Origin of the sequence: Sphingopyxis sp. Q841 (assembly GCF_052384365.1) — a bacterium.
Taxonomy (GTDB): domain Bacteria; phylum Pseudomonadota; class Alphaproteobacteria; order Sphingomonadales; family Sphingomonadaceae; genus Sphingopyxis; species Sphingopyxis terrae_A.
The window spans coordinates 638,600-664,527 of sequence record NZ_JBQSUM010000001.1; the positions used below are offsets into that span (position 1 = coordinate 638,600).

The window sequence follows — 25,928 nt, forward strand, 5'->3', positions numbered from 1 at the left end:
TGCCGAGCGGGCACGGTCTGACATGGGCGTGCCGCGCCCTGACCAGGACCTGGAGGCGTGGATGCACGCCTATGGTCCGGGATTGCGGCGCTATTTCCGGCGGCGGGTCAACGACGGGGACGTAGATGACCTGGTGCAGGACGTATTTCTGCGCCTGCAGGCGGCTCAGTTCGGAACGCCAGTGGAAAATGTCGAAGGCTATCTGTTCGCGACCGCGCGGAATGTGCTGATCAGCCGCTACCGCAAACAGGCGCGCAGTAGCGCGGTCCTCCAGGCGGCATGGGCGGACGGCGTCGAAGAGGCCGACCAGCTTTCGCCCGAACGCATTGCGATCGGCCAGGAGGAATATCGCCGCGTGGTGGCGGCGATCGTCAATTTGCCTCCACGGGCGCGACAGGCGTTCGAATTGCACCGGTTCGAACATCTGACCTATCAGGCGATTGCGCAGCGCATGGGGATCACCAAGGATTCGGTGAAGGAATTGATGCACCGCGCGCTGGTCAGGATTGCCGAAGAAATGGAGGCCGAACTGTGAGCGCCACCGACCATGGCAATCGCGCGGCCGCGCGTTCGGAAGCCGCGCATTGGCTGAACCTGCATCTTGCCGGCGACATGACGGTCGACGACGAACGCCGCTTTCACGAATGGCTCGATCATTCCGACTTGCATCGCGACGTCTATCGCCGGGTCGAACGGGCGTGGGCGCTTGCGGGCGCCGCTGCCGACGATCCCGCGTTCGCAGCGTCGCGCGCGGAGCCGGACATCGACGACAGACCGTCTTCACGCCCTATGGGCTGGTGGATGGCGATCGCGGCGTCGATCTTGCTTATGGTCGCCGCAGCTTTTTTGGCGCCGCCGCTGATGCGCGGCGAACCGGCGCAGCTTGCTCAGACATTCCGTACAGAAACCGGACAGCGCAGCACCGTCACCCTACCCGACGGGACGGTGGTAACGCTCGATTCCGAAACCGACATGCGGTTTCAGGAGCGCGGTGGCCGGCGCTTGGTCGAACTGATCGGCGGCCGGGCCTTTTTCCGGGTCGCGCACGACAAATCGCGTCCCTTCATCGTTCATGCGAACGGCAAGAGCGTTCGCGCCGTCGGCACAGCCTTCGAAGTCAGCCTCGATGGCGGCAATGTCGTCGTGGTTCTGGCCGAGGGTAAGGTGCGCGTCGAGGAGAGCGCCTCAGGGACCGGTGATGGCGCCGATATGGTCCCCGGTCGCAAGCTGACGATCGGGACCGATCGCAATTGGACCCTGCGGCGTGTCGATGTCAGCAAGGAAACGAGCTGGACCGAAGGCCGCCTCGTCTTCATGCAGGACCCGCTGGCCGAGGCGGTTGACCAGATGAACCGCTATTCAATCCGCAAGCTGACGTTCGCAAACGGCGTGGTGCCCGATCGCCGCATTGTCGGCGTGTTCGAGGCGGGCGACGTCGACGGGTTCGTCAAGGCCATGGAACTCAACGGCATTGCGCATCGCGTGTCGACATCCGACGATAGCATCCTGCTCGCGGCTGGCCCCTGACCCCAAGATACTGACCCTAGTCCTCGGCCAGCCCCAGAAAGCCGGGAGACAGGAACAGCGGCAGAAAGCGGGTGACGAGATCGCGCATCGCATCATCCTTCTGGCCCAGCATATCGCGTAGATAGGGGCCGATCACCGCATCGCCGAACGCGCTGACAGCTACCATCAGCACTGCGGCGCGGACGCGCTCGCGCGCGGCGGCATCCTTCGACTGACCGACGATCGCGGTGACGAGCGCACCGACCGCTTCGCGGATCGGCTCGAGGCGGCCGACATCGCCCGACAGAACGATCCACGCCGCGAGCGGCCCGGCGCCGCCCTTGTCAAAGGCATCGAAAACATGATCGGTAATCGTGCGCGGCGCCGCATCGTCGGTTTCCAGCAGGTCGACGACATTATCCAGCGCGCCCGTCAGATCCTGGATCATCGATCCCATCAGCGCCGATTGCAGACCCGCCGCTGAACCGAAATGATGCAGCACATTGGCGTGCGACATGCCGATTGCTTCGCCGACGTTGGCAAGCGTCACGGCACCCGGACCGCCGTCGAGCAGCAGACGACGCGCCGCGGCCAGCCCTTCTTCGCGCACCTCCGCGCCCGATCGCTTGCGGCGTTTCGGGGCGGGCCGCGCCATCTTGTACATTCGCGCCATCGCTCTTTCCTCCACCTGCGGTCCACATGGCCTTAGACCAATGTACGCAAGCGAAACAGCCTTCCGATCGGCTTCCGAAAAAGCCGTTCTGAAACAGGATAGTAGCATCTCTTGCGAATGGCGAATATTTGCATTATAAACATTGATGTTAATGTTGATGATTCGCAGGAGCTGTTCATGACCCTCGATACGCCCACGCCTCCTGATCTCAGGATCGAGAAGCGCGACATGAAGTTCGGCCGCGAGCAGGCCCCGCCGCGCTGGTGGCACAGCGGCGACCCCGGTCGCACCGCCTTTTTCAACGCGCTGTCGTCCACCTTCCCTGTCGGCGAGAAATTCTTCATGACATCGGTCCGGCAGTATCGCGAAGGCACGCCGCAGCCGCTGCGCGGCCAGATCGACGATTTCATCTATCAGGAATCGATGCATTCGCGCGAACATGTCGTCTTCAATCGCCAGGCCGAAGATGTCGGTTACGACATCGCCCCGCTCGAAGAACGCGCGCGCCGGACGATCGCATGGGCGAAACAGCGCCCGCCGCTCCAGCAATTGGCGGCAACCTGCGCACTCGAACATTTTACCGCGACGCTGGCGCATGACGCGCTCGCGAATCCCGGGCATCTGGGCGGCGCGAGCGAGGAAGCGCGGCGTTTGTGGCGGTGGCACGCGATCGAGGAAATCGAGCATAAGGCGGTCGCCTACGACACCTATCTTCATGCAACGCGTGACATGATGCCGCTGCGGCGCTGGTTGAAGCGCTGCGCCGTCATGGGCGTTACGACTTTGCGCTTTCACTATGTGATTTTCCGCAATACCGCAGATCTGTTGCGGCAGGACGGGCGCAACGACTGGACGACGTGGCGGCACTTGCTCGCCTATCTCTATGGAAGGCACGGCCTGATGCGGCATCTGCTCAAAGGTGTGGTCGGCTATATGCGGCCGGGCTTTCATCCCTGGCAGCACGACGACCGCCCCCTCCTGGCCGAAGCGCTCGCTTTGCTGAACGCGCCCGCGAGCCGGGAGCAGGCGGCATGAGCCGCCGCGCGATTGCGATGGGCCTCGCTGCCGCCGCCGCTCTTGCCCCCGCAAGCGCCATGGCTGCCGATCCCGTTGGGCTGTGGGCGACGGGCAGCGAAGGCGGACGGGTCGAAATCTATCGCTGCGGCGCGGCGCTATGCGGCAAGGTGGTCGATGCAAAGCGGCTGCGCGCCAATCCCGATCTGCGCGACGTGCGGAACGGCGATCCCAAGCTGCGCCAGCGTCGGTTGATGGGGCTGGTCGTGCTCCAGAATTTCAAGGGCGGCCCGTCCCAGTGGAAGGGCGGCCCCGTGTACGACCCCGAAACCGGCGACGGAGCGTCGCGCGGCGAACTGCGACTGCTCGGCAACGGCAAGCTGGAAGTGAAGGGCTGCCTCGCCTTTTTCTGTCGAACCAAGACGTGGACGCGGCTTAACTAGCGCGGCTGCGCATTACTATCGGCTCCGGACGCTCATTCGATCTCGAACGTCAGATTGTGGATGCCGATTTCGCCGTCGCAATGGTTGCAGGCAACGATCATCCGAAGGTCGTGGCCGCATGGCTTGTGCGTCAGGATCAGCGGCGGGCCGCGTTCGTCGGAAAACCAGCGGTCGCCCCACTGGAGCAGCGCCAGCAATACGGGATAAAGGTCGCGGCCCTTTTCGGTCAGCCGATATTCGACGCGGTCGGCGTGCGCCGAATAGGGAATGGTGCGCAATATGCCCTGCCGGATCAGCCGTTCGAGGCGGCCGGTCAGGATATTGGTCGCCATCAACGTGTCGCGCTGAATGTCATCGAAGCGGTTGATGCGCGTGAACATCGCGCGCACCACAAGCGTCGCCCATCGATCGCCGAACAATTCGATCATCGTGTCGACCAGCGGGCGCCCGCCCGGGCGGCGCGCCGTCACCGCGCCGTTGAAGCGCCGGCGTTCATAGTGCGGAACGACCTGGGCCAGCCCCGGCCCTTCGCGCCAGTCGACGTCGCGCGGGTCGATTTCCTTCCGGCAATGGGCGCATATCGGCGTCGGCTCGGTTTCCGCGCCGCACGCGCTGTGCCGCAGACGAACGCGAAAGTCGCGGCTTGCGGCTTCCCAGCGATGCTGCCAGCGCAGCATCATCAAGGCGTTGGGAAACTGGTCGCGCCCCTTCTCGGTCAGCGCATAATAGGAACCGCGCCCTTCCTTCTTCGGCCGTTTGGCAAGGCAGTCCTCGTCGACCAGCTTGCGCAGCCGTCCGCTGACGACCGATCGCGCGAGCCCGGTCCGCGCCACGAATTCGTCGAAGCCATGGGTGCCGAGAAAGGCCTGCTCCATGATGAGCAGCACCGGAACGTCGCCGACGACATCGAGCGCGCGCCAGATCGAACAGGCGCGGATGGTGCGATCTTCTTTCACGGCTGATGCGTCCATTGCTGGGCCCGCCCTACTCCGCGGAACAGCACGCGACAAGGCCGGTCCGACGGAAGATGGGCGGTGCCCGCGCCCATGCTTCCGTCGGGGGAGAGCTGGTTCAAAAGCGCCCCGTAACCTGCACCGCAATCGTTCGCGGCCGATCGACGATCCCGTTATAGGCATTGCCCGCCCCGCCCGTAATCGTCGTCGCAAGCGGCATCGCGCTGCCGGTCTGAAGGATCCGCTGGTCGGTCAGATTGCGGCCGATCAGCGCCACTTCCCAGCGATTGTCGATCTGTCCCAAGCCGATGCGGGCGCCAAGCTTCGCATAGCTGCCCTGATAGGTCCGCGGGTCGAGGTTCGCCGCCGCGATATAGGAGGAGGAAAAGTCGGCGTTGACGTTGAATGACAGCTTGAGGTCGCTGCCGACCGGCGTCCAGTAATCGACATTGAGATTACCCGACCATTTCGGACTCAGCGCGTTACGCTTGCCGCTATAGTCGCAGAAGCCACCCGGTCCCGGCGTCTGCAGATAATAGCATTGGCCGTCGGTGAAGTTGGTGAATTTGAAATCGAGATAGGCGATCGCGCCGCTGATGGTCAGGCCTGCGGCGAGCGCCGCGCGAAAATCCGCTTCGATCCCCTGCGTCCGCGCCGCCGCCGCATTGCGGACGTTGAAGTTGAGCGTCCCGTCGAAGATGTTGACCTGCAGATCCTTGTATTTGGTGCGATAGAAGGACAGGTTGAAGGCGACGTCGCGGCCCTTGTATTTCAGCCCCGCTTCGAAATTGTCGGCGCTTTCGTCCTGGAATTCGAACGCGCCGGGCTTGGCGACCGTGGTCGACGTCGGCAGCGAGTTCGACCGGATGTCGAAGCCGCCAGCCTTGGTTCCGCGCGCGTAGGACGCGTAGAGCATCAGGTCGTCGGTCGCGTCGAACTGGACGTTGACCATCGGATTGAAGCTGTCCTCGCTCAGCTTGCCGGCGATGCTGTGCGCCTCGATGTTGAGCGCGCGGAACACCGCAGCGACGACGGCAGCGGGCGCGGTGCTGAGCGGGCCTTGCACGATGGCGAGCGATCGGCGGCCGCTCTTCTTCTCATGGTTGAAGCGCGCGCCGGCGGTAACGCGAAGCTGGTCGGTCAGCGACAATTCGCCTTGCGCAAAGGCCGATATCAAGTCCGACGTCTGGCTGTAGTCGCGGTCGTTGCGCGTGTCACCGAGCGCGTTGAACGGTGCGCCCAGCCCCAGGAAGGTCGGATTGAAGAGGGTGAAATCCTGAACGTCCAGCTTGGCGTGCTGATAATAGACCCCGCCGATATAGTTGAACGCCTCGCCGCCGGGCGAGGTCAGGCGGAGCTCTTGCGAAAACTGCCGATAATCCTCGCGCAAATTCGTACCGTCGAGAAAGCTGATCCCCGAAAAGTCGACATCGACGATCTCGCGCGTCTTATAGTCGAGCAGCGACGTGACCGAGGTCAGCGTGTGCTCGCCGATTTCCAGATCGGCGTTCAGCGTCGCCCCGAACACCTTGTTGCGGCTTTCATAGCCATTATCCTCGCGCACATAGTCGGGGACGGTGCTGACGAAGAAGGGGCCCTGGAAGACCGCATTGTAATTCCCGACCGCGCCGAACACGTCGCGTGGCTGGCCCTTCATCGCGAAGTCTGCATATTCGAGCTTCAGTTCGGCCGCGAGCGGCCCGCCCTTGTCGAACTCCACCTTGCCGCGGACATAATATTCATCGACGTTGGGCTCGTTGCGCTTCAATTTCTGGTTGTAGAAATATCCGTCCATCGAGCGATGATAGCCAACCACGCGCGCTTCGATGCCGTCGCTCAGCGGCCCCGACAGAACGCCGGTCAGCTGCAGTTCCTTGTGATTGAATTCATAGAGGCCGCTCACCGTCCCCTCGAATTCGTCGGTCGGGCTGCGTGTCGTGATATTGACCGCCCCTGCGATTGCATTCTTGCCGAACAGCGTCGGTTGGGGGCCTCGCAAAACCTCGACCCGCTCCATATCGACGAGCGGCAGGCGCGAAAGCTGGTCGCGTCCATAATAGACGCCATCGACGAACATCGCGACCGACTGTTCGAACCCCTTGTTGTCGCCCGAGGCGATGCCGCGGATCGCGATGCGATTGGCGATCGCGGTCTGGGTGATCTTAAGATTCGGCACCGACGAACTGATCTGCTCAAGGTTGGTCTGCCCATAGCTTTCGACCTGCTTGCCGCTGACCGCGGAAATCGAGATCGGCACATCGGACAAGCCCTCGGCGCGCTTCTGGGCAGTAACGATGATGTCGTCGAGGCCGCCCTGGCTTTCGGCGGGGGCCTCCTGCGCGAACGCAGCCGCGGGACCGGCAAGCGCCGACGCAGCCAACAGCATGGCAAGTGAATGCTTCATGATTCTCCCTCTCCCCACTGCCGGCGACGGGCCGGCATGTTTTGCTTGCAAATGCCTCTTGAACGGGCATAAGTTCTGTTACGCAAGTTAGTATCACTATGCAAGTAAGTTTTGGGAGACAGGAATGAAGCCGAAGCACGGCCTTCCCGCAGCTTTGACGCGCAATTTGCGCCTGCCCGCAATCGCGGCGCCGATGTTCCTCGTCTCGGGCCCTGATATGGTCATCGCCGCCTCGCGCGCCGGAATGATCGGCAGCTTTCCCGCTCCCAACGCGCGGACGACCGCCGATCTGGAAGCCTGGGTGAGCCGCATCGATGCGGCACTCTCGAACGATCCCGACGCCGCCGCCTGGGCGGTCAATCTGGTGGTGCATCCGTCGAACAGCCGGCTTGCCGACGACCTCGCCTGCGTCGTGCGGCACAAGGTTCCGCTCGTCATCACTGCGCTCGGCAGTCCCGCCCGCGTCGTCGAGCAAATCCACGCCTATGGCGGCATCGTTTTCGCCGACGTCAATTCGGTGGGCTTCGCCCGCAAGGCCGTGGCTGCGGGCGTCGATGGACTGGTGCTCGTCGCGGCGGGAGCCGGCGGCCATACCGGCGCCACCGCCGGTTTCGCCTTTGTCGAGGAAGTGCGACAGTTCTGGGACGGGCCCTTGGTGCTGGGCGGCGCAATCTCGACCGGCCACGCGATACGGGCCGCCGAAATATTGGGAGCCGACTTCGCCTATCTTGGCACGTCGCTGATCGCCTGCACCGAGAGCATGGCGGCGCAGCCTTACAAGGACATGGTGGTCGCGGCAGGCGCCGAGGACATCGTGCCGTCGAACGGCATCACCGGCGTGACCGCCAACTGGCTGAAATCGAGCCTGATCGCTGCGGGCTACGACCCAGCGAACATGCCCGAGGACAAGCGCCCCAATTTCTCCGATGCGCAGGACGACGCCAAGGCATGGAAGAATGTCTGGTCTGCGGGTCAGGGCGTCGGCGCGGTGCGCGCGACCGAACCCGTCGCGGACATCGTCGACCGTCTCTTGAAAGAATATGATGCGGCCGCCGCCAGGCCGCGCTTTGCAGCCGCCGAAGGAGTCATCGCATGACCGCTCAGCTTGTCGACACGATCCGGACCACCGTTCAACCGAACGACCATCCCTATATGAAGGGCGCGTGGCGGCCGACCTACAATGAGTGGAATGCGGTCTTCGCCAATGGCGATGTCGAGGTGATCGGCACGATCCCGACCGACATCGACGGCGTTTACGTCCGCACTGGCGAGAACCAGATTCACGAACCGATCGGCCGCTATCATCCCTTTGACGGTGACGGCTTCATCCATGCGATCTCGTTCAAGGACGGCCGCGCGAGCTATCGCAGCCGCTTCGTGCGCACCAAGGGGTTCGAGGCCGAGAAGGAAGCCGGCCGCTCGCTCTGGGCCGGGCTGATGGAACCGCCGCACAAATCGACCCGCCACGGCTGGGGTGCGCAGGAATGGCTCAAGGATTCATCGTCGACCGACGTCGCGATCCACGCGGGCAAGATCATCTCGACCTTCTACCAGTGCGGCGAGGCCTATCGGCTCGACCCGTTCACGCTCGAACAGTTCGGCACCGAAAGCTGGGTGCCGCTCGACGGCATTTCGGCGCATTGCAAGGTCGATCTCGCGACCGGCGAACTGATGTTCTTCAACTATTCGAAGCACGCGCCCTATATGCATTATGGCGTCGTCGGCGCGGACAATAAGCTGAAACATTATATTCCCGTGCCGCTCGCCGGACCGCGGTTGCCGCACGACATGGCATTCACCGAAAATTACACCATCCTCAACGACATGCCGCTCTACTGGAACGCGGAACTGCTCGAAAAGAACCTGCACGTCGTCCAGTTTCACCCCGACGAAAAGACGCGCTTCGCGATCATCCCGCGGCACGGAACCCCTGAGGATATCCGCTGGTTCGAGGCCGAACCGACCTACACGCTCCACTGGCTCAACGCGTGGGAGGAAGGCGACGAGATCATCCTCGACGGCTATTATCAGGAAGAGCCGATGCCCAAATCCTATCCCGATGCTCCCGAGGGGCTGGAGCGGATGATGGCCTATCTTGACCAGGGCTTGCTCAAGCCGCGCCTTCATCGCTGGCGCTTCAATCTCAAGACCGGAAAGACGACCGAACAAAGGCTCGACGAGCGCGACCTCGAATTCGGCATGTTCAACCAGCGCTATGCGGGCAAACCCTATCGCTATGCCTATAGCGCCATCCCCGAGCCGGGCTGGTTCCTCTTCCGCGGCCTCGTCAAGCATGACCTCGATGCCGGCACGAGCGAGGAGTATCTTTTCGGCCCCGGCCGCTTCGGCAGCGAAGCGCCGTTCGCGCCGCGCATCGATGCCAAGGACGAGGACGACGGCTATCTCGTGTCCTTCATCGCCGACCTTGAAACCGACACGTCCGAATGCGTGCTGGTCGACGCGAAGAATATCGCGGCGGGGCCGGTGTGCCGGATCATCCTGCCAGAGCGCATCTGTTCGGGCACACACACCGTCTGGGCGAGCGGCGATGACATAGGCATGGGTCCGAACAGCGTGCTGGCCGGCTGACGATGATCGTCGCGGGAGAGGATAAAAGGCGGCGCTACCGCGAAAGTGGCTGGTGGGGCGATCGCACCTTCGACGATCTGTTCGCAGCCAATGCGGCCGCCCATCCGGACCGGCTCGCACTGGTCGATGCCCCCAATCGCGGCGGCTTCGCTTTCGGCGATCCGCAGCGGTTGACCTATGCCGAGCTGACGGCGGAGATCGATCGGCTCGCGGGCGCGCTCGTCGCGGCGGGGATCGGCAAGGATGATGTACTGCTCGTCCAGCTTCCGAACATCAGCGAGTTCGTCGCGCTCTATTTTGCGGCGGCGAAGATCGGCGCGATCGTCAGCCCGGCGGCGGTGCAATATCGCAGCCATGAGCTGAAAGGCATGATCGGCGTGGTCGAACCCAAAGCCTTCGTCTGCGCGACGCAAATGAAGGGTTGCGATCATGTCGGCGTAGCAGCGCCGCTGCTGGATGGTATCCGGCTGATGACCTTCGGCCCCAAGGCGCCCGTCGGCGCGATCGACCTGTCGACCGCCAGCGGCGACGCCGAGGCTCTTGCAGCCCATGTCGCCGCCAACCCGGTCGATGCCGACGACATCTTCACCATCTGCTGGACCTCGGGAACCACCGGCGTGCCCAAGGGCGTCCCGCGCAGCCATAACCACTGGATCGCGGTCGCAGGGGCAGGATACGAGGCGATGAAGGTCGGGCCGGGCGATGTCCTGCTCAACCCCTTCCCGCTCATCAATATGGCGAGCATCGGCGGCATCACCATGTGCTGGCTGACCAGCGCGGGCACGATGGTGCTGCATCATCCCTTCGATCCCGGCGTCTATTTGCAGCAGATCGCGACCGAACGGCCGAGCCTGACGATCGCCCCGCCCGCCGTGCTCAATATGCTGCTGCAGAATGAGGCTTTGCTGGCGAGCGTCGATCTCTCCAGCCTGCGCGTCATCGCCTCGGGTTCGGCACCGCTAGCGCCCGCGATGGTGCGCGGCTTTCAGGAAAAGCTCGGCATCGTCATCGTCAACGTCTTCGGGTCGAACGAGGGGATGAGCTTCATCACCGGCGAGGGCGACATGCCCGATCCCGACAAGCGCGCGAGCCTGTTCCCGCGCCGCGGCACTTATCGGCGCCCCTATGGCGAGGGCCGCGCGCCCAATATCGAAAGCCGCCTCGTCCCGCCCGGCGGCGGCGATCCGATCGAGGCGGACGGCATCTCGGGCGAACTTCAAATCCGCGGACCGACCTTGTTCGAAGGCTACCACAACGTGCCCGAGCGCACCGCCGAAGCCTTCACAGCCGACGGCTGGTTCCGCACCGGCGACCTGTTCGAAATTGCCGAAGGCGGCGATTTCTACCGCTTCGTCGGGCGCTGCAAGGATCTGATCATCCGCGGCGGCGTGAACATCTCGCCCGAGGAGATCGACCAACTCTTGGGCGGCCATCCCTTGCTGGCCGAGGCCTGCTCCTTCTCGCTGCCTTGCGCGAAGATGGGCGAGCGGATCGGGCTCGCCTATGTCCCGCGCGGCGGCGTGGATGTGGGGCTGTCCCACGTAACCGACTATCTCCGCGAAAAGGATCTCGCGGTGTTCAAACTGCCCGAACGGCTGTTTCGCTTCGACGCCTTGCCGCGCAACGTCACGAACAAGGTGATGCGTAGCGAAGTGCGCGAAATGGCGCTCGCCACTCTCGAAAAGGAAGCCTGACATGGCGAAAGATGTCTTCATCCTCGGCGGCGCGCAAACCGACTTTGCACGCAATTTCGAACGCGAAGGCGGCGGGTTGTTCGAGCTGTTCCGCGACGTTGCAGAGGCCGCATTCGCCGCGACCGGTATCGAACCCCGCGAGGTCGAAACCGCGCACGTCGGCAATTTCGTCGGCGAACTGTTCGCGGGCCAAGGCCAGCTCGGCGGCTTCTTCGGCCATGTCCACCCCGACCTTGCGGGCATCCCCGCCTCGCGCCACGAGGCCGCCTGCGCCTCGGGCAGCATTGCGATCCTCGCCGCAGCGGCCGAGATCGAGGCCGAGCGCTATGGCCTCGCGCTCGTGCTCGGCATCGAACTGATGCGCAATGTGCCCGGCCAGCGCGCCGCCGAATATCTCGGCGTCGCCGCCTGGGCCGGGCGCGAGGCGCAGGAGGCGCGTTACCTGTGGCCGTACATATTCGCGCGCGTCGCCGAGGAATATGACGAGCGTTTCGGGCTCGATCGCGCGCATCTGCGCGCCATTTCGGCGAATAACTTCGCCAATGCCAAGAAGAACCCCAACTCGCAGACGCGCGGCTGGGCGGTGACCGACGATCATCTCGGCGAGAATGACGAGGTCAATCCGCTGATCGAAGGAAGCCTGCGCAAATCCGACTGCGGACAGGTGACCGACGGCGCTGCCGCCATCTTCCTCGCCTCGCGCGAGGTTGCCGAGGCTTATGCGAAGCGCCGCGGCATCCCGCTCGAAAGCATCCCGCGCATCAAGGGCTGGGGCCACGCCACCGCCCCCCTGCTCTATTCGACCAAGGTCGCCGACAGTCGCGGCGGCGACTATGTCTTCCCCAGCGTGCGCAAGGCGATGATGGACGCGCTGCGCCGCGCCGAGATGCCCGATATCTATGCCTGCGACGGGGTCGAGGTGCATGATTGCTTCTCGATAACCGAATATATGGCGATCGATCATTTCGGCATCACCAAGCCAGGCGAAAGCTGGCGCGCGGTCGAGGACGGGACGATTGCGCTCGGCGGCAAGCTGCCGGTCAATCCGTCGGGCGGGCTGATCGGGCTCGGCCATCCGGTCGGCGCGACGGGCGTGCGGATGCTGCTCGACGGCTGGCGGCAGGTAACGGGCAATGCCGGCGACTATCAGGTCGAAGGCGCGCGCAATTTCGCGACCTTCAACGTCGGCGGCAGTGCCACGACCGCAGTCAGCTTCGTCGTCGGCACCTGATTTGACCGACGTCTATATCTACGACGCGGTGCGGACACCGCGCGGCAAAGCGCGGCCGGACGGCGGCCTTGCAAAGCTCAGCCCGCAGGAACTGGTTCGCCAGCAGATCATCGCGCTGCGCGCGCGATGCGGCGATGCGGCGGCCGCGCCCGACGCGCTGCTGCTCGGCTGCGTAACGCAGAGCGGCACGCAGGGCGGCCACATCGCGCTGGTCGCCAAACTCCACGCCGGTCTGCCGCACGAAACCATCGCACACAGCATCAACAATTACTGCGCATCGGGCCTTTCGGCCATCGGCCAGGCGATTGCGAAGGTGGCGAGCGGCGAGATGAATTCGATCCTCGCCGGCGGCGTCGAATCGATGAGCAGCGCGCCCTTTCTGGGCGACCGGGCGAGCTTCTACACCAACGCCGAGTTGCCGCCGCATGCTCGCTTCGTTCCGCCGGTTCTCGGCGCCGACCGGCTCGCCCATGCCGAAGACATTGCGCGTGCCGACCTAGACGCTGTCGCCCTCCTGTCACAGCAGCGCGCGGTGGCGGCGGAGGACAGCCTGGCGCTGCAACGCTCGCGCATCGACACCGGGGCGCTGTCGCGCGAGGAATGCCTGCGCCCGCAAACCAGCGCGGAGACCCTCGCCGACACACCGCCAGCTTTTGGCGACCTGCAGGATCAATATGCTGGGGCGCTCGGCGGCGTGCGCTTTGCGCCGCTGCACAGCGTCGCCCACACGCCGCCGATCTGCGACGGCACCGCCCTCGCGCTTCTCGGAACCGACGGGCTCGGCGACGCCCCGCGCGCGCGCGTCGTCGCCTTTGCCGAATGCGGCGGCGATCCGGCCGCGTCGCTGACCGCCGGCTTCGCCGCGATGGACAAGGTATTGGCACGCACCGGACTGACGATCGACGCCATGGATCGCATCGAATTCATGGAAGCCTTCGCGGTCACCATCGCCAAATTCCTGCGCGATTATGATGTCGATCCGATGCGGGTGAACGTCGGCGGGGGGCATCTGGCAAAGGGACATCCAATGGGCGCCAGCGGCGCGATCCTGACGTCGGCACTGCTCGACGCGCTCGATGCGTGCGACGGGCGTTTGGGGCTCGTGGTCGTAACGGGCGCGATGGGGGTTGGCGCCGCCCTGATCGTGGAACGGATCGATCGCTCCTGACGCAGCGGCAATGCGACGGCGAGTGCATAGGGACGCGCGAATTACCTGTCTTGACAATATATGTAGGCGCCTACATTGATAGCCAATGATCGATGATCCTTCGGCCGCATCGACGGCGTCCATGCATGCGGCGGTTGGCCGCCGATCCTTTCTTGCCGGAGCGCTTTCGGCCGTTGCGCTCGCGCCACCAGCGCTCGCGCGCTCCCCCGCCGCCGAGAACCTCGACCGCTTCCTTGCGGACCAGAGGCGCAGCGGCGGGATGACAGGCCTTGCCGTCGGCCTTGCGCGATCGGGCAAAGTGCTGCTGTCGCGAACCTGCGGCCATGCCGACATTGCCATGCGGCGGCCTGTCACCGTCGATTCGATGTTTCACCTCGCGTCGGTGACGAAAACGATTACCGCCACCGGGATCATGATGCTGGCGGAGGAGGGACGGCTGGATATCGACGCGCCGATCAACCGCTACCTCGACTTCGCGGTCGTTTCTCCGGCAGCGCCCGAGCAAAATATTACCGCGCGCCACCTTCTCATGCACATGTCGGGCATCTCGGATGCGACCTATTATGCGGTCGATTTCCGGACGCACGGCGGCGATTCGCCGCTCGCACTCGGCGATTTCCTGCACAGTTACCTGGTTCCCGGCGGAACACATTATTCTGCGACCGGAAGCTTTTCCGGCGCGCCACCGGGACGGGCCTATGACTATTGCAACGTCGGCTATGGCCTGCTCGGCTATATCGGCACGCGCGTCGCCGGCGTCGATTTCAGGACCTATCTGCAGCGCCGGCTGTTCAGCCCGCTCGGCATGGATCATCTGTCGTGGACCCTCGCCGATGTTCCGGCCGCGCTTCGCGTCACGCCCTATGAAAGCGACGCGCAGCGTCTTGTCCCTGTTGCGCCCGTCGGATTTCCCGATTGGCCTGCGGGCATGCTCCGCGCCTCGATCTCGGGCCTCATGCCCTTCGTCGCGGCGTCGGCAAATCGCGGCCGCACCGGGTCTCACCGGATGCTCGCCGAACCCTCGATGGACGAGATGCTCCACATGCAAAAGCCGCCAGGTCTGCCGGTTTGGCTGACCGGTCAAGGGCTCGGCTGGATGGAATCCGAGGGCGAAGGCGCGCCGCGCATCAATCATTGGGGCGGCGATCCCGGCGTTTTCACGGCGGTCTACCTCGATCCCGCGACGACGACCGGGATCGCAATCCTCACCAACGGCTCGGCGACCGCATCCAGCAAAGCCGCGATCAAGGCTATCGCACGCAAGTTGTTCACGCTCGGGAACGCGCTCTCATGAGCGAACAACCCGATTACAGCCGACTCGCCGGCGGCGCGGCACTGGGCGCCAGGCTGCGCCGGCTGTCCGAACGGATCGATCGCGAGAGCGCTCAACTATACGCCGCATTCGGCATCGAATTCGAGCAGCGATGGTTCGGGATTCTCAATCAGATCATGCGCAACGGGCCGATGACCGTAGGCGACATCGCGTCGGCGCTACGTCTAACCCATGTCTCGATAAGCCAGGCGCGGCGTTCGCTGGAGGCCAAGGGCTTCGTCCACAGTCTCACCGACGGCAAGGATGCGCGAAGACGTCCGATAGCGCTGACGCCGAAAGGCGAGGCGCTGACCAGAGAACTCGCCGGACTCTGGCAGGCGCTCGGCGCCAGCGCGGCCGAACTCAATGCCGAAGCCGGCGATCTGATACCGCTCCTCGACCGCCTGGACGATGCGCTGGCGGAGCGCTCGCTTCTCGACCGCGCTTTGGCACATGCGGCGCGGCCTTGAGCGCGACGGCACGAAAGCCCCTATCATTTATAATATTCGCTGGAACGGCGCACACTTCGAGAGCCGCCGTGGTCCGGCCTGGCAGGGGCAGCAGGATTCGAACCCGCGACCCTCGGTTTTGGAGACCGATGCTCTACCAGCTGAGCTATACCCCTAGGCCGGAGTGCGCCCTTAGCCGTAACGGGGGGCCGCGCGCAAGGGGATTGCACGATCGATCCCAACATTGTTGTCGCCGCTTGGCTCGGGCCGGAACCCTAGCTTGCAAAGCATCGGCAGGCTGATATGCGAAACGGCGCATGAGCACCGCCCCGTCCCCCGAGGTTCCGCAGCATTATCTGGGCGGCATCGCGCTGCGGCTGCTCGCCATGCTCAGCCTCTCCTTGATGTTCGTGCTCGTGAAGCGGATCGACGCCGCGGGCATCCATATCGTCGAGAGCCTGTTCTGGCGGCAGGCGATCGTGCTGCCGATGCTTGTCGGCTGGGCGCTGACGCGGGGCGACCTTGCCATCTATCGCACCCACCGGATCGGCACCCATGCGCGGCGAGCGATGATGGGGCTGACCGGCATGGCGCTCAACTTCGGCGGGATGATCTTTTTGCCCATGGCCGAGGCGACGACGATCAACCTGTCGGTGCCGATCTTCGCGGTGATCTTTGCCGCGCTGTTCCTCCGCGAGCCAACGGGGTGGCAGCGGTGGAGCGCCGTGCTGGTCGGTTTCCTTGGCGTCCTGCTCGTCCTCAATCCGACGACGCTCGTCGCGCAGGGCTTCACCGGCCATCACGGGCTCGGCACGCTGATTGCGCTCGGCGGGGCGGTGATGACCGCGCTGATCACGATCCAGGTCCGCGATCTGGCGCGCACCGAAAGTCCGATGACGATCGTCTTCTGGTTCAGTCTGATCTCGATGCTCCCGCTCGGTCTGGCGCTGCCGTTCGTGATGACCGCGCATGGCGCCGGCGAATGGGCGTTGCTGATCGGGCTCGGCCTGCTCGGTGCAGTGGTGCAATTGTCGCTGACCGGCGCGCTGCGCCTCGCGCCTGTCGCGGTGGTGACGCCGATGGATTATTCGAGCCTGCTGTGGTCGATTGCCTGCGGCTGGTTCTTCTTTGGCACCCTGCCTGCGGAGACGACCTGGGTCGGCGCGCCGCTGATCGTCGCGAGCGGGCTGTTCATCGCCTGGCGCGAGCATCGCCTGCATATCGAACGGATGAAGGATATCACCGCATGACCCCGCCCATCCTCTACCATTGCCCCGATGCCCGCTCGCTGCGCTGCCTGTGGGCGGTCGAAGAGGTGGGCGCAGACGTCGACCTGCGCGTCCTGCCCTTTCCGCCGCGCGCCTTTGCGCCCGAATATCGCGCCGTCAATCCGCTGATGACGGTGCCGGGCTGGGTCGAAGGCGGACGGGTGATGACCGAATCCGCGGCCATATGCGAACGCATCGTCGAGGACAGCGCGCTCGAGGTGCGCCGCGACGAAGCGGATTATTGGGACTATCGCAACTGGCTGCACCGCAGCGATGCCACGCTGACCTTCCCGCTCGCGGTCATGATCCGCTACACGCGCGTCGAACCCGCCGAGCGCCGGCTCGCGCAGGCGGTCGACGATTACAAGGCCTTCTTCGGCGGCCGCGCCAAGAGCATCGAGGCGGCGCTCGCCGACGGGCGCGACTGGCTGGTCGCCGGCCGTTTCACCGCCGCCGACATCGTGATCGGCTATGCCGCCTTCCTTGCGACAACGCTGGGCGCGGCCGACGTGCTGGGCGAAGCGACGACCGACTGGCTGCATCGCTGCACTGCCCGCCCCGCCTTCCTTCGCGCCCGCGAACGCCAGCGCACCGACGCGCCGCAGCTATAGCCCCAGCATCAGCTTGGCCATGATATTGCGCTGAATCTCGTTCGACCCGCCATAGATCGACGCGGCGCGACCGTTGAAATAGCGCGCCGAAGCGGTGAGATCGTCTTCGGGTCCGACGAAGGGCAGATTGCTGCCCGGCGCGCGCGCCGCGAACTGGTGCGGCGCCGCGTAGGGACCGGCGATGTCGACCGCCAGTTCCTGTATCCGCTGCTGCGCCTCGGTTCCCTGCACCTTCAGCATCGATGACGCCGGACCGGGGCTGCGCCCGAGCGCGATTGCCGCCATCATCCGCTGCTCGGCGGCATGGATCGCGTGGACATCGGTATAGAGCCGTGCGAAACGCCGCCGGATCGCCGGATCGTCAAGCAAGGTGCCGCCCTCGCCGAAATCGCGCGCCGCCGCGCCGGCCAGCAGGCGATCGAGCGCCGCGGTCAGCCCCGCAGCGTAAGCCGCCGAGCGTTCGAACTCGAGCAGATATTTGGCGACGCCCCACCCCCGATCCTCTTCGCCGAGCCGCCCCGATTGCGGCACGCGGACATTGTCGAAAAAGACCTGGTTGAAATCATGGTCGCCCGACAGCGTCAGGATCGGCCGCACCTCGATCCCCGGCAGCGTCATGTCGAGCAACAGGAAGGTGATGCCCTGTTGCGGGCGGCCGTCACGGCTGGTGCGCACCAGGCAGAACATGCGGTTCGCGAAATGGGCGTGCGTCGTCCAGATCTTCGACCCGGTCAGCACATAATCGTCGCCATCGCGCTCGGCGCGGAGCGACAGGCTGGCAAGATCCGATCCTGCCTGCGGTTCGGAATAGCCCTGGCACCAGAAATCCTCGCCCGACAGGATACGCGGCAGATAATGCGCCTTCTGCTCGGGGGTGCCGAAGCGCATGATGCACGGCGCGACCATGCGCAATCCCATCGGCGACAGGCTGGGCGCGCCGGCAGCGGCGAGTTCGGAATCGAAGATATGCCGCTGTGTCTCGTCCCAGCCGGTCCCGCCATATTCGCGCGGCCAGTGCGGCGCCGCCCAGCCATGGCGATGCAGGATCGCCTGCCACGCCATCGCATGCGGCTTGTCGACGAACACGCTCGTCGCGCGCGCCGCGGCGTCGCGCAGATCGTCGGTCAGATTGGCCGCAATCCAGCCGCGAACCTCCTGCCGGAAGGCCTCCAGCCCCTGCCTCTGGATCGGATCGGCCGTCAATTCACCATCCGCTCATAGCCTTCCCAATAAGGGGCGCGGAGATCCTTGCGAAGAATCTTGCCGCTGGCGTTGCGCGGCAGCGCCTCGATCACGTCGACGCTGCGCGGACATTTGAATGGCGCTATGCGCTCGCGCGCCCAGGCAATGATGTCGGCCTCTTCCACCGTCGTCCCGGGCTTGGGCACGACGACCGCCTTGACCGTTTCACCCCATTTGAGATCGGGGATGCCGATCACGGCGACTTCCTGCACCGCCGGGTGGCCGTAGATCGCGCTTTCGACCTCCGCCGGATAGACATTCTCGCCGCCGGTGATGATCATATCCTTCACCCGGTCGTGGATGTAGAGATAACCGTCCTCGTCCATATAGCCGGCGTCGCCGGTGTGGATCCAGCCGTCGCCCGTCATCGTGCGCGCGGTCGCCTCGGGCAGGTTCCAGTAACCGAGCATATTGTTCGAAGAGCGCGTGACAACCTCGCCCACCGCGCCCACGGGCATATCCTGCCCGTCGTCGCCGATGATCCTGATCTCCACGCCGGGCAGCGGCTTGCCCGCCGACCGCATGCGCTTGTTGCCTTCGGGATCATGATCCTCGGGCGGCAGCATGCAGATGGTGCCTGTCGTTTCGGTCATCCCATAAGCCTGGATGAATTCCGCCCCGAACATCTTGATGCACTGGCGCAGCAGTTCGAGCGGGATCGGCGCCGCGCCATAGAGAATATATTTGAGCCGGCTGTAATCGACCGTGCCGCAGCGCGGGTGGAGCAGCAGCATCTGAAGCGCCGCGGGAACGATGAAGAAGCGCGTCACGCCATGCTGTTCGACCGCATCGAAAACCCCGTCGGGATTGAACTCGGCGAGGATGATGCCGGGCAGCCCTGCCGCCAGCGCCATGATCCCAAGCCCCGTTCCGCCGATATGCGCGCAGGGCATCGCGACAAGCACCGCCTCGTCATCGTCCCATTTCGTATAGGCCAGATCGGCGTCGGCCGAGTTTTTCCGCAACGCGAACAAATTGCGGTTCGACAGCACGGCACCTTTGGGACTGCCGGTGGTCCCCGAGGTATAAAGTTGCAGCACGGCATCGTCGGGACCGGACGGGGTGAAGGGCGCGCGCGGCGTCGCCTCGATCAGCGCGCGTGCCTCGGTATCGCCGACGATGCGCGGCGCATGGTCGAGCTTGCCCGCCAACTGATCGGGCACCGCGTCGAAACCGGGGCCGGTGAAGACGATCTTCGCCCGGGTATCGTTGATGATATAGGCCCATTCGACGGGCGTAAGCCGCCAGCCGATCGGCGCCATGACGATCCCGGCGCGCGCGGCGCCAAAGAAGAGCGTGAAATAGAGGTCGCTGTTCTTGCCGATCCACGCGATGCGATCGCCCTTCTCGAGCCCCGCGGCGCGCAGCGCGCTTGCCACGCGCGCCGTCCGCTCCTCAAGCTCGGCATAGGTGAACAATCGGTCCTCTTCGCGCATCGCAATGCGCGACGGCCGGTCGGCGGCCCAGTGGGTGATGAATTCGTCGAAACTGACAAGGTCCGAAACGTCGGCAGCCATCGATCCTCTCTCCTCGAATCGCGTTGCTATTTGCAATCGAGAAGGACGCTAAAGCTTCGGCGGCCAAGGTAAAGCGCCGAACGCCCAACCTGACAGCAGTGACAGCTTGGGCGCGCCGCCGGACTCAGCTGTGTTTGCGGAACAGCAGCATCAAATTGTTCGCCGGCATGGTGCGGCGCTCGGTTAAGCCAAATCCGTGCGGCGCGGCCGCATCGACGACCGCCTCCACTTCGCGCAGCCCCCAGGCGGGATTGCGGCTGCGCAGGCTCTCGTCAAAGGCAAGGTTGCTGTCGGCGGTCGCGACATCGGCTTCGAGATAAGGGCCGTAAAGGATCAGAGGGGCGCCCGATCCCAGCAATCGCGCCGCCCCCGCGAACAAGCCCAGCGTCGCCGCCCACGGGCTGATATGCACCATGTTGATGCACAAGAGGGCATCGGCATGTCCCAGCGGCCAGTCCGGCGCCGATGCGTCGAGGTGCAGCGGCGCGGCGATGTTCGGCAGCCCTGCCTCGGCGCTCCAGGCCGCGATCGAGGCGAGCGCGGCTGGGTCGGGGTCGCTCGCCTGCCAGTCAAGCTTCGGGAAGGCGGCGGCGAAATGGACGGCATGCTCGCCCGAACCGCTCGCCACCTCAAGCACCGTGCCCGACGCGGGGAGCCAGTCGCCGAGCACCGCGGCGATCGTGTCGCGATTGCGCAAGGTTGCGGGGGCATGGCGCTTGTCGCCCTCGCCGCCGTCCGAAGGCGTCCACGGCCCCTTCATCGCCGCGACGAACGCGCTGCCGCGAGCAGGCGCCGGGCGCGCAGCGCGATCTCGACCCGCTGAAAAACGATGAAGCCGAGCGCGAAGGCCATCAGGATATCGGTAACGGCCATCAACCCCGCCTGTCCGTGGCCGGCGACGCCTTCGGCCATGTTGCGCGACACACCCCGGATGAAGATGAGCGCGACGAAGAAGAGCAACGCTGCGGGCGACACGGTCTGGCTGAGTTCATGCGTGTCGGGATCGACCGCAACCTGCATCAACTTGCCGCGCATCCAGCCGAGGCCGCTGCCGACCGCGAGCGCGACAAGGCACCATATCCACACCAGTCCGTGCGGCGGAGCGTTCCAGAAAATGAAGCCCAGCAACAGCGCGTAGAAGGTCGGCAATATCCACAGGCGTTCGAGCCGCAACCGCCGTGCCTTGCCGACCGAGCGCAGCCTAAAGAACAGCACGAGCAGAACGACCCCGGCGGGGATCAGATAATGCAGCAGCGGCGACGGGGCGGTTCCGGCGTTCATGACCGCCTCACTTCGCCTTTGCCTGCGTCCGCGCGCGACGTTCGCGCACGATCAGCCACGCCAGCAGCCCGACCGGCCCGACCATCAGCGTCAGGAACAGGAAAGGGAACTGGACGATCCGGCTGAAACCCTTGGCATCGGCATCGCGGGCAATCCACATGCCCGTGAACAGGTCGAAGGCCAGATAATGCGTCCAGCCGAGCGTCGCGCCGCCGGGACTGTCGAATAATTTCATCACCCCCGCCAGCGTCGTGAAATTGCCGCCGCCGGTTCCGCCGGCATCGATCGTGCCGGAGAGGAAGCCGCCGAGCATCACGGCATAGGCGAGGCAGAGCAGGAAGACCCCGGCATAGAGGATCAGCGCCAGCACTTTCGGCCCGCGCGGCGCGAAGGCGAGAAGCAGCCAGCCACCGATCGCCCAATAATTGGCCAGCAGGAAAACGCTATCCCAGCTCATCGCTTCTCCCCTTCAGATCAGTCCGCCGACGCCGAGAAAGATGATTCCGCCGAACAATGCAACCAGCCCCGCCGACAAAATCAGCAGCGTCATTCGCGCCGCGGCCCGCCGCCGCATCACGACGAAGGCGGTGAGCAGCGCGAAACCCAGCGCGATGAGCGGCGCATAGCCGAACACCCAGTGGTGCGCGAGCGCGCGGCGGGGCCGGACGATTTCCCATTGTTCGGCGACAAGGCCGTAGCCGGTTACCGCGGCCAGCCAGATCGCGGCGAAGACGACGAGCGACAAGGCGGCGGCGAGACCGCAGCCGCCCCGGCGCGGCGCGGCACCGCTTTCATCCTCGCCCGCGGCGCGCATCAATCCTCCCAGCGAAGCACCGGCTTGCGCGCCGCCAGCGTCTCGTCGAGCCGCGCGCGCGGCGCGAAATGCGGCGCCGACTTGAGCGCCGGATCGCCGTTCTTTGCGCGAAGCGCGATGCTGCGCAGCGCACCGACGAACTGGTCAAGCACCGCCTTCGATTCGGTCTCGGTGGGTTCGACGAGCATCGCGCCGTGGACGACGAGCGGGAAATAGACCGTCATCGGGTGATAGCCTTCGTCGATCAGTCCCTTGGCGATGTCGAGCGTCGAGAAGCCCTCGGCAAGCCCGCGATCGCTGAACAGCGCCTCGTGCATGCATGGTCCCGACGCGGCGAAGGGCGCATCGAGCACATCCTCCAGGCTGCGCAGGATATAGTTTGCGTTGAGCACCGCATCCTCGGCGACCTGCTTCAGCCCGTCGGCCCCGTGGCTGAGAATATAGGCCAGCGCGCGGGTGAACATGCCCATCTGGCCGTGGAAGGCGGTCATGCGACCGAAGGTGTCGGGGTGCTCGGCGCCCGCGCTTTCTTCCTCGACCAGCTTGAAAGACCCGTCGGCGTAGCGCGCCGAATAGGGGATCGGGCCATAGGGCGCGAGCGCCTTCGACAGCACGACCGGCCCCGAACCGGGACCACCGCCGCCGTGCGGGGTCGAAAAGGTCTTGTGCAGGTTGATGTGCATCGCGTCGATGCCAAGGTCGCCGGGGCGAACCTTGCCGACGATCGCGTTGAAGTTGGCGCCGTCGCAATAGACATAGCCGCCCACCGCGTGCACCGCGTCCGAAATCGCTTTCATGTCGCGTTCGAACAGGCCGCAGGTGTTGGGGTTGGTGATCATCACGCCCGCCACATCGGGGCCGAGCCGCGCCTTGAGCGCCGCGAGATCGACGCGCCCCTCCGCGGTCGCCGGAATATCCTCGACCGTGAAGCCGGCAAAGGCAGCTGTTGCGGGATTGGTCCCATGCGCGCTTTCGGGGACGAGCAGCACCCGCCGGTCCTCGCCGCGCGCTTCGAGCGCCGCCTTGATGCACAGGATCCCGCAAAGCTCGCCGTGCGCGCCCGCCTTGGGCGACATGGCGACGCCGTACATGCCGGTCAGTTCGATCAGCCACACCGCGAGTTCGTTGATGACCGCAAGCGCGCCCTGCACCGTTTCCTGCGGCTGGAGCGGATGCACGTCGGCAAAGCCCGGCATCCGCGCGACCTTTTCGTTGAGGCGCGGGTTATGCTTCATCGTGCAGCTGCCAAGTGGGAAGAGGCCGAGGTCGATCGCATAATTCTGGCGCGACAGGCGCGTATAGTGGCGCACCGTTTCGGACTCGCTGAGCCCCGGCAGGCCGATGGGATCGCGGCGCATCAGCGCGCCGAGATCGGCAGCGGGCGCCGCCTCGTCGAAGTCGACGCCGGTGGTCGCGGTCGAGCCGATCTCGAAGATCAACGGCTCCTCGAGCATCAGCGCGCGGTTGCCGGTAAATGTCGCGGTATCGGCGGCACCACCAGCGCCGTGCATTTCGGGGCGCCAGCCGGCGGGGTTGGGCGCGGTCATGCCAGCACCTCCTTCAGCGCCGCGGCAAAGGCGGCGATATCCTCTTCGGTCGCGGTTTCGGTGACGGCGACGACCAGGCCGTTCGCCAGCGCGTCATTGTCAGGATAAAGGCGCCCGAGCGACACGCCGCCGAGCACGCCCTTTTCGGCGAGCTTGTGAACCGTCGCGCGCGCGTCGACGGGCAGCCGCAGCGTGAATTCGTTGAAGAAGCCGCTGTTGACGACCGACACGCCCGGTACTTGCGCCAGTTCGGCCGCTGCCACCCTGGCGCGCCCGTGGTTGATGCCGGCAAGCTGCCGCAACCCCGCTTCGCCGAGCAAGGTCATGTGGATGCTGAAGGCCAGCGCGCAAAGCCCTGCATTCGTGCAGATATTGCTCGTCGCCTTCTCGCGCCGGATATGCTGCTCACGCGTCGACAGCGTCAGAACGAAGCCGCGCTTGCCATTGGCATCGACCGTCTCTCCGCACAGCCGCCCCGGCATCTGGCGGACATATTTCGTCTTGCACGCAAACAGGCCAACATAGGGACCGCCGAACTGGAGCCCGACGCCGATCGCCTGCCCCTCGCCCACCACGATATCGGCGCCCATCTCGCCCGGCGACTTGATGAGGCCCAGGGCAACGGGTTCGGTAACGACCGCGATCAGCAGCGCACCGGCCGCCTGGCATGCCGTAGCGAGCGCGCTCATGTCGTCGATGCGGCCCAATATATCGGGATATTGAACGACGACGCAGCTTGTATCCTTGTCGATAGCGGCGGCGAGCGCGGCCCAGTCGGTACCGGCTTCAAGCGTCGGGTCGCCGTCGACAAGCTGGTCACCGGTATATTTCGCCATCGTCCGCGCGACGCTGCGATAATGCGGATGGAGGCCGGTCGAGAGCAACGCCTTGCCGCGCTTGGTGATGCGCCGCGCCATCACGATCGCCTCCCAGCAGGCAGTCGAGCCGTCGTACATGGACGCATTGGCGACGTCGGTGCCGAAAAGACGCGCGACCTGCGTCTGGAACTCGAACAGCATCTGCAGCGTGCCCTGCGCGATTTCGGGCTGATAGGGCGTGTAGGCAGTCAGAAACTCGCCGCGCTGGATCAGATGGTCGACACTCGCGGGCACATGGTGGCGATAGGCGCCCGCACCGAGGAAGAAGGGACCGTCGCCGGCGGCGCGATTCTGTCGCGCGAGCGCTGCCATATGGCGCTCGACCGCCAGTTCGCTGGCATGACCGGGAAGGCCGGCGATCGGGCCGTCGAGCCGCGCTTCGGCAGGCACGTCGACGAACAGATCGTCGATCGAGGCAGCGCCGACCGCCGCGAGCATCGCGCTGCGGTCATCGGGCGTGAGGGGGAGGTAACGCATGAACTACTCCGTCGAAGAAGCTGATTTTATGGCAAGAAGCTGGGCCAGATCGGGAAGCGATCCGGTAAAGATCGCCGGCCCGCTGTGCGTGGTCTTCACCCAGGGGGCGAGCCAGATGCGAAGCCCCGCATCGCGCACGCGGCGGCAAAAGGCATAATCGTCCGACAACTGCGCCCGCGTGTCGGGTTCGATCATCGGCAGGAAATAGGCATAGGCCTCCTCGCCGATCCCGTGCGCGGCGCGCTCGGCGGGATCGGTGCGGAAGACCAGTTCGGGATGACGCGCGCGCAACCTGTCGAACACGTCGCGGCGGATCATCATCATCCCGCTGCCGACCCGCGTCAGTTCGACCAGATCGGTGAGCGCGAAGGATTGGTCGGGATGCAGGAAATGCAGCGCAAACTCCCCCGAAAAGCGCCCGAGCGCCGCCGGATCGGCGTCACCCAGCCCGGCTTTGGCGGCCAGCGCCGCATTGCGCCAGTTGAGCATCCGCCGCGGACAGGCAGCCCCCAGAATCGCGCAATCGTCGCGGCCGACCATCGCGCGCAGCATCGCGAATACATCCTCGGCGCCGAAGTCGATGTCGGCATCGACGAACAGCATGTGGGTGCAGTCGCTTTCCGCGAAGATCGCGGCGAGCATGTCGCGCGCGCGCGTCACCGACGGCTGGTAGAGGATGAACTCGAACCGCACCGTCAGGCCGATCGCCTGCGCGCGTAACGCAAGGTCGAGCAGCGCGCGGACATAGCTACCCTGCGCCCCGTCATAGATGGGCGTCGCCACCATCAGGCGGCAATTGGCAAGCGCAGGGTCCGTCATGGTCTTGCGGCCTTTCCCCCTCCCGCGACCGGAAGGAG

At 65.1% G+C, this 25,928-nt stretch carries 25 protein-coding genes and 1 tRNA gene; 13 read left to right on the plus strand and 13 right to left on the minus strand.

What is annotated here, in order from left to right; all coding sequences use genetic code 11:
- Positions 1-22: 22 nt before the first annotated feature.
- Positions 23-535, plus strand: coding sequence for an RNA polymerase sigma factor (locus ACT17R_RS03170; RefSeq protein ID WP_062900528.1), 513 nt, complete (start codon positions 23-25; stop codon positions 533-535).
- On the plus strand, positions 532-1,527 hold the full coding sequence (locus ACT17R_RS03175) for a FecR family protein (RefSeq protein WP_062900529.1): 996 nt from the start codon (positions 532-534) through the stop codon (positions 1,525-1,527). Before ACT17R_RS03170 ends, ACT17R_RS03175 begins: the two co-directional genes overlap by 4 nt.
- A 16-nt stretch (positions 1,528-1,543) precedes the next feature.
- On the opposite strand, the gene ACT17R_RS03180 is transcribed toward ACT17R_RS03175, so the two are convergent.
- Positions 1,544-2,179 (minus strand): TetR/AcrR family transcriptional regulator, encoded by a 636-nt coding sequence (locus tag ACT17R_RS03180; protein WP_234178575.1) that lies wholly within the window; start codon positions 2,177-2,179, stop codon positions 1,544-1,546.
- A gap of 177 nt (positions 2,180-2,356) precedes the next feature.
- Between ACT17R_RS03180 and ACT17R_RS03185 the strand changes: the two genes are divergently transcribed.
- Both ACT17R_RS03185 and ACT17R_RS03190 read left to right on the plus strand, forming a co-directional pair.
- Positions 2,357-3,214 (plus strand): metal-dependent hydrolase, encoded by an 858-nt coding sequence (locus ACT17R_RS03185; RefSeq protein ID WP_062902957.1) that lies wholly within the window; start codon positions 2,357-2,359, stop codon positions 3,212-3,214.
- Positions 3,211-3,636: a DUF2147 domain-containing protein gene (locus ACT17R_RS03190; RefSeq protein WP_062900531.1), complete on the plus strand. Its 426-nt coding sequence runs from the start codon at positions 3,211-3,213 to the stop codon at positions 3,634-3,636. The genes ACT17R_RS03185 and ACT17R_RS03190 overlap by 4 nt, the downstream gene beginning before the upstream one ends.
- Positions 3,637-3,668: 32 nt before the next feature.
- Here ACT17R_RS03190 and ACT17R_RS03195 read toward each other — a convergent pair whose 3' ends face one another.
- Positions 3,669-4,607 carry a winged helix-turn-helix transcriptional regulator gene (locus tag ACT17R_RS03195; protein WP_062900532.1) on the minus strand — a complete coding sequence of 313 codons (939 nt, stop codon included), beginning with the start codon at positions 4,605-4,607 and terminating at the stop codon, positions 3,669-3,671.
- Between the two features lie 100 nt (positions 4,608-4,707).
- Positions 4,708-6,993: a TonB-dependent receptor gene (locus tag ACT17R_RS03200; protein ID WP_444808981.1), complete on the minus strand. Its 2,286-nt coding sequence runs from the start codon at positions 6,991-6,993 to the stop codon at positions 4,708-4,710.
- 124 nt (positions 6,994-7,117) lie between these two features.
- Between ACT17R_RS03200 and ACT17R_RS03205 the strand changes: the two genes are divergently transcribed.
- The 7 genes from ACT17R_RS03205 (at position 7,118) to ACT17R_RS03235 (ending at position 15,457) form a co-directional block, all read left to right on the plus strand.
- Complete coding sequence (locus ACT17R_RS03205) at positions 7,118-8,089, plus strand: NAD(P)H-dependent flavin oxidoreductase (RefSeq protein ID WP_062900534.1); 972 nt, start codon at positions 7,118-7,120, stop codon at positions 8,087-8,089.
- On the plus strand, positions 8,086-9,582 hold the full coding sequence (locus ACT17R_RS03210; RefSeq protein WP_062900535.1) for a carotenoid oxygenase family protein: 1,497 nt from the start codon (positions 8,086-8,088) through the stop codon (positions 9,580-9,582). Before ACT17R_RS03205 ends, ACT17R_RS03210 begins: the two co-directional genes overlap by 4 nt.
- Positions 9,583-9,584: 2 nt before the next feature.
- On the plus strand, positions 9,585-11,276 hold the full coding sequence (locus ACT17R_RS03215) for a class I adenylate-forming enzyme family protein (RefSeq protein ID WP_186402688.1): 1,692 nt from the start codon (positions 9,585-9,587) through the stop codon (positions 11,274-11,276).
- Between the two features lies 1 nt (position 11,277).
- The gene (locus ACT17R_RS03220) at positions 11,278-12,507 is read left to right on the plus strand and encodes an acetyl-CoA acetyltransferase (RefSeq protein ID WP_444808982.1); all 1,230 of its coding nucleotides are present in this window, start codon (positions 11,278-11,280) and stop codon (positions 12,505-12,507) included.
- Position 12,508: 1 nt separating this feature from the next.
- Positions 12,509-13,675, plus strand: coding sequence for an acetyl-CoA C-acyltransferase (locus tag ACT17R_RS03225; RefSeq protein ID WP_062900538.1), 1,167 nt, complete (start codon positions 12,509-12,511; stop codon positions 13,673-13,675).
- Between the two features lie 85 nt (positions 13,676-13,760).
- Positions 13,761-14,969 (plus strand): serine hydrolase domain-containing protein, encoded by a 1,209-nt coding sequence (locus tag ACT17R_RS03230; protein ID WP_062900539.1) that lies wholly within the window; start codon positions 13,761-13,763, stop codon positions 14,967-14,969.
- On the plus strand, positions 14,966-15,457 hold the full coding sequence (locus tag ACT17R_RS03235; protein WP_444808983.1) for a MarR family winged helix-turn-helix transcriptional regulator: 492 nt from the start codon (positions 14,966-14,968) through the stop codon (positions 15,455-15,457). The genes ACT17R_RS03230 and ACT17R_RS03235 overlap by 4 nt, the downstream gene beginning before the upstream one ends.
- A gap of 79 nt (positions 15,458-15,536) precedes the next feature.
- Here the strand turns inward: ACT17R_RS03235 and ACT17R_RS03240 are convergent.
- A tRNA-Trp gene (locus tag ACT17R_RS03240) sits at positions 15,537-15,612 on the minus strand.
- A 141-nt stretch (positions 15,613-15,753) separates the two neighbouring features.
- Between ACT17R_RS03240 and ACT17R_RS03245 the strand changes: the two genes are divergently transcribed.
- The gene (locus ACT17R_RS03245; RefSeq protein WP_444808984.1) at positions 15,754-16,686 is read left to right on the plus strand and encodes a DMT family transporter; all 933 of its coding nucleotides are present in this window, start codon (positions 15,754-15,756) and stop codon (positions 16,684-16,686) included.
- Positions 16,683-17,315, plus strand: coding sequence for a glutathione S-transferase family protein (locus ACT17R_RS03250; protein ID WP_062900542.1), 633 nt, complete (start codon positions 16,683-16,685; stop codon positions 17,313-17,315). Before ACT17R_RS03245 ends, ACT17R_RS03250 begins: the two co-directional genes overlap by 4 nt.
- Here ACT17R_RS03250 and ACT17R_RS03255 read toward each other — a convergent pair.
- From ACT17R_RS03255 to ACT17R_RS03295, 9 genes are all read right to left on the minus strand, one after another.
- Positions 17,310-18,518 (minus strand): acyl-CoA dehydrogenase family protein, encoded by a 1,209-nt coding sequence (locus tag ACT17R_RS03255; RefSeq protein WP_186402684.1) that lies wholly within the window; start codon positions 18,516-18,518, stop codon positions 17,310-17,312. The two genes, ACT17R_RS03250 and ACT17R_RS03255, sit on opposite strands and share 6 nt — an antisense overlap.
- On the minus strand, positions 18,515-20,074 hold the full coding sequence (locus tag ACT17R_RS03260; protein ID WP_444808985.1) for a fatty acid--CoA ligase: 1,560 nt from the start codon (positions 20,072-20,074) through the stop codon (positions 18,515-18,517). The genes ACT17R_RS03255 and ACT17R_RS03260 overlap by 4 nt, the downstream gene beginning before the upstream one ends.
- A gap of 124 nt (positions 20,075-20,198) precedes the next feature.
- Entirely contained in the window at positions 20,199-20,834 is a 636-nt protein-coding gene (locus ACT17R_RS03265) for a DUF938 domain-containing protein (protein ID WP_062900545.1), read from the minus strand.
- Positions 20,831-21,355 (minus strand): CcdC protein domain-containing protein, encoded by a 525-nt coding sequence (locus tag ACT17R_RS03270; protein ID WP_062900546.1) that lies wholly within the window; start codon positions 21,353-21,355, stop codon positions 20,831-20,833. Before ACT17R_RS03270 ends, ACT17R_RS03265 begins: the two co-directional genes overlap by 4 nt.
- A gap of 7 nt (positions 21,356-21,362) precedes the next feature.
- Positions 21,363-21,812 carry an ABA4-like family protein gene (locus tag ACT17R_RS03275; RefSeq protein ID WP_444808986.1) on the minus strand — a complete coding sequence of 150 codons (450 nt, stop codon included), beginning with the start codon at positions 21,810-21,812 and terminating at the stop codon, positions 21,363-21,365.
- A gap of 12 nt (positions 21,813-21,824) precedes the next feature.
- Entirely contained in the window at positions 21,825-22,169 is a 345-nt protein-coding gene (locus tag ACT17R_RS03280) for a hypothetical protein (RefSeq protein ID WP_062900548.1), read from the minus strand.
- Positions 22,169-23,716 (minus strand): aminomethyl-transferring glycine dehydrogenase subunit GcvPB, encoded by a 1,548-nt coding sequence (gene gcvPB / locus ACT17R_RS03285; protein ID WP_444808987.1) that lies wholly within the window; start codon positions 23,714-23,716, stop codon positions 22,169-22,171. The genes ACT17R_RS03280 and gcvPB overlap by 1 nt, the downstream gene beginning before the upstream one ends.
- Positions 23,713-25,071, minus strand: a complete 1,359-nt coding sequence (gene gcvPA / locus ACT17R_RS03290; RefSeq protein WP_186402680.1) for an aminomethyl-transferring glycine dehydrogenase subunit GcvPA — start codon at positions 25,069-25,071, stop codon at positions 23,713-23,715. Before gcvPA ends, gcvPB begins: the two co-directional genes overlap by 4 nt.
- Before the next feature lie 3 nt (positions 25,072-25,074).
- Positions 25,075-25,890 carry a glycosyltransferase family 2 protein gene (locus ACT17R_RS03295; protein WP_062900551.1) on the minus strand — a complete coding sequence of 272 codons (816 nt, stop codon included), beginning with the start codon at positions 25,888-25,890 and terminating at the stop codon, positions 25,075-25,077.
- Between the last annotated feature and the right edge of the window lie 38 nt (positions 25,891-25,928).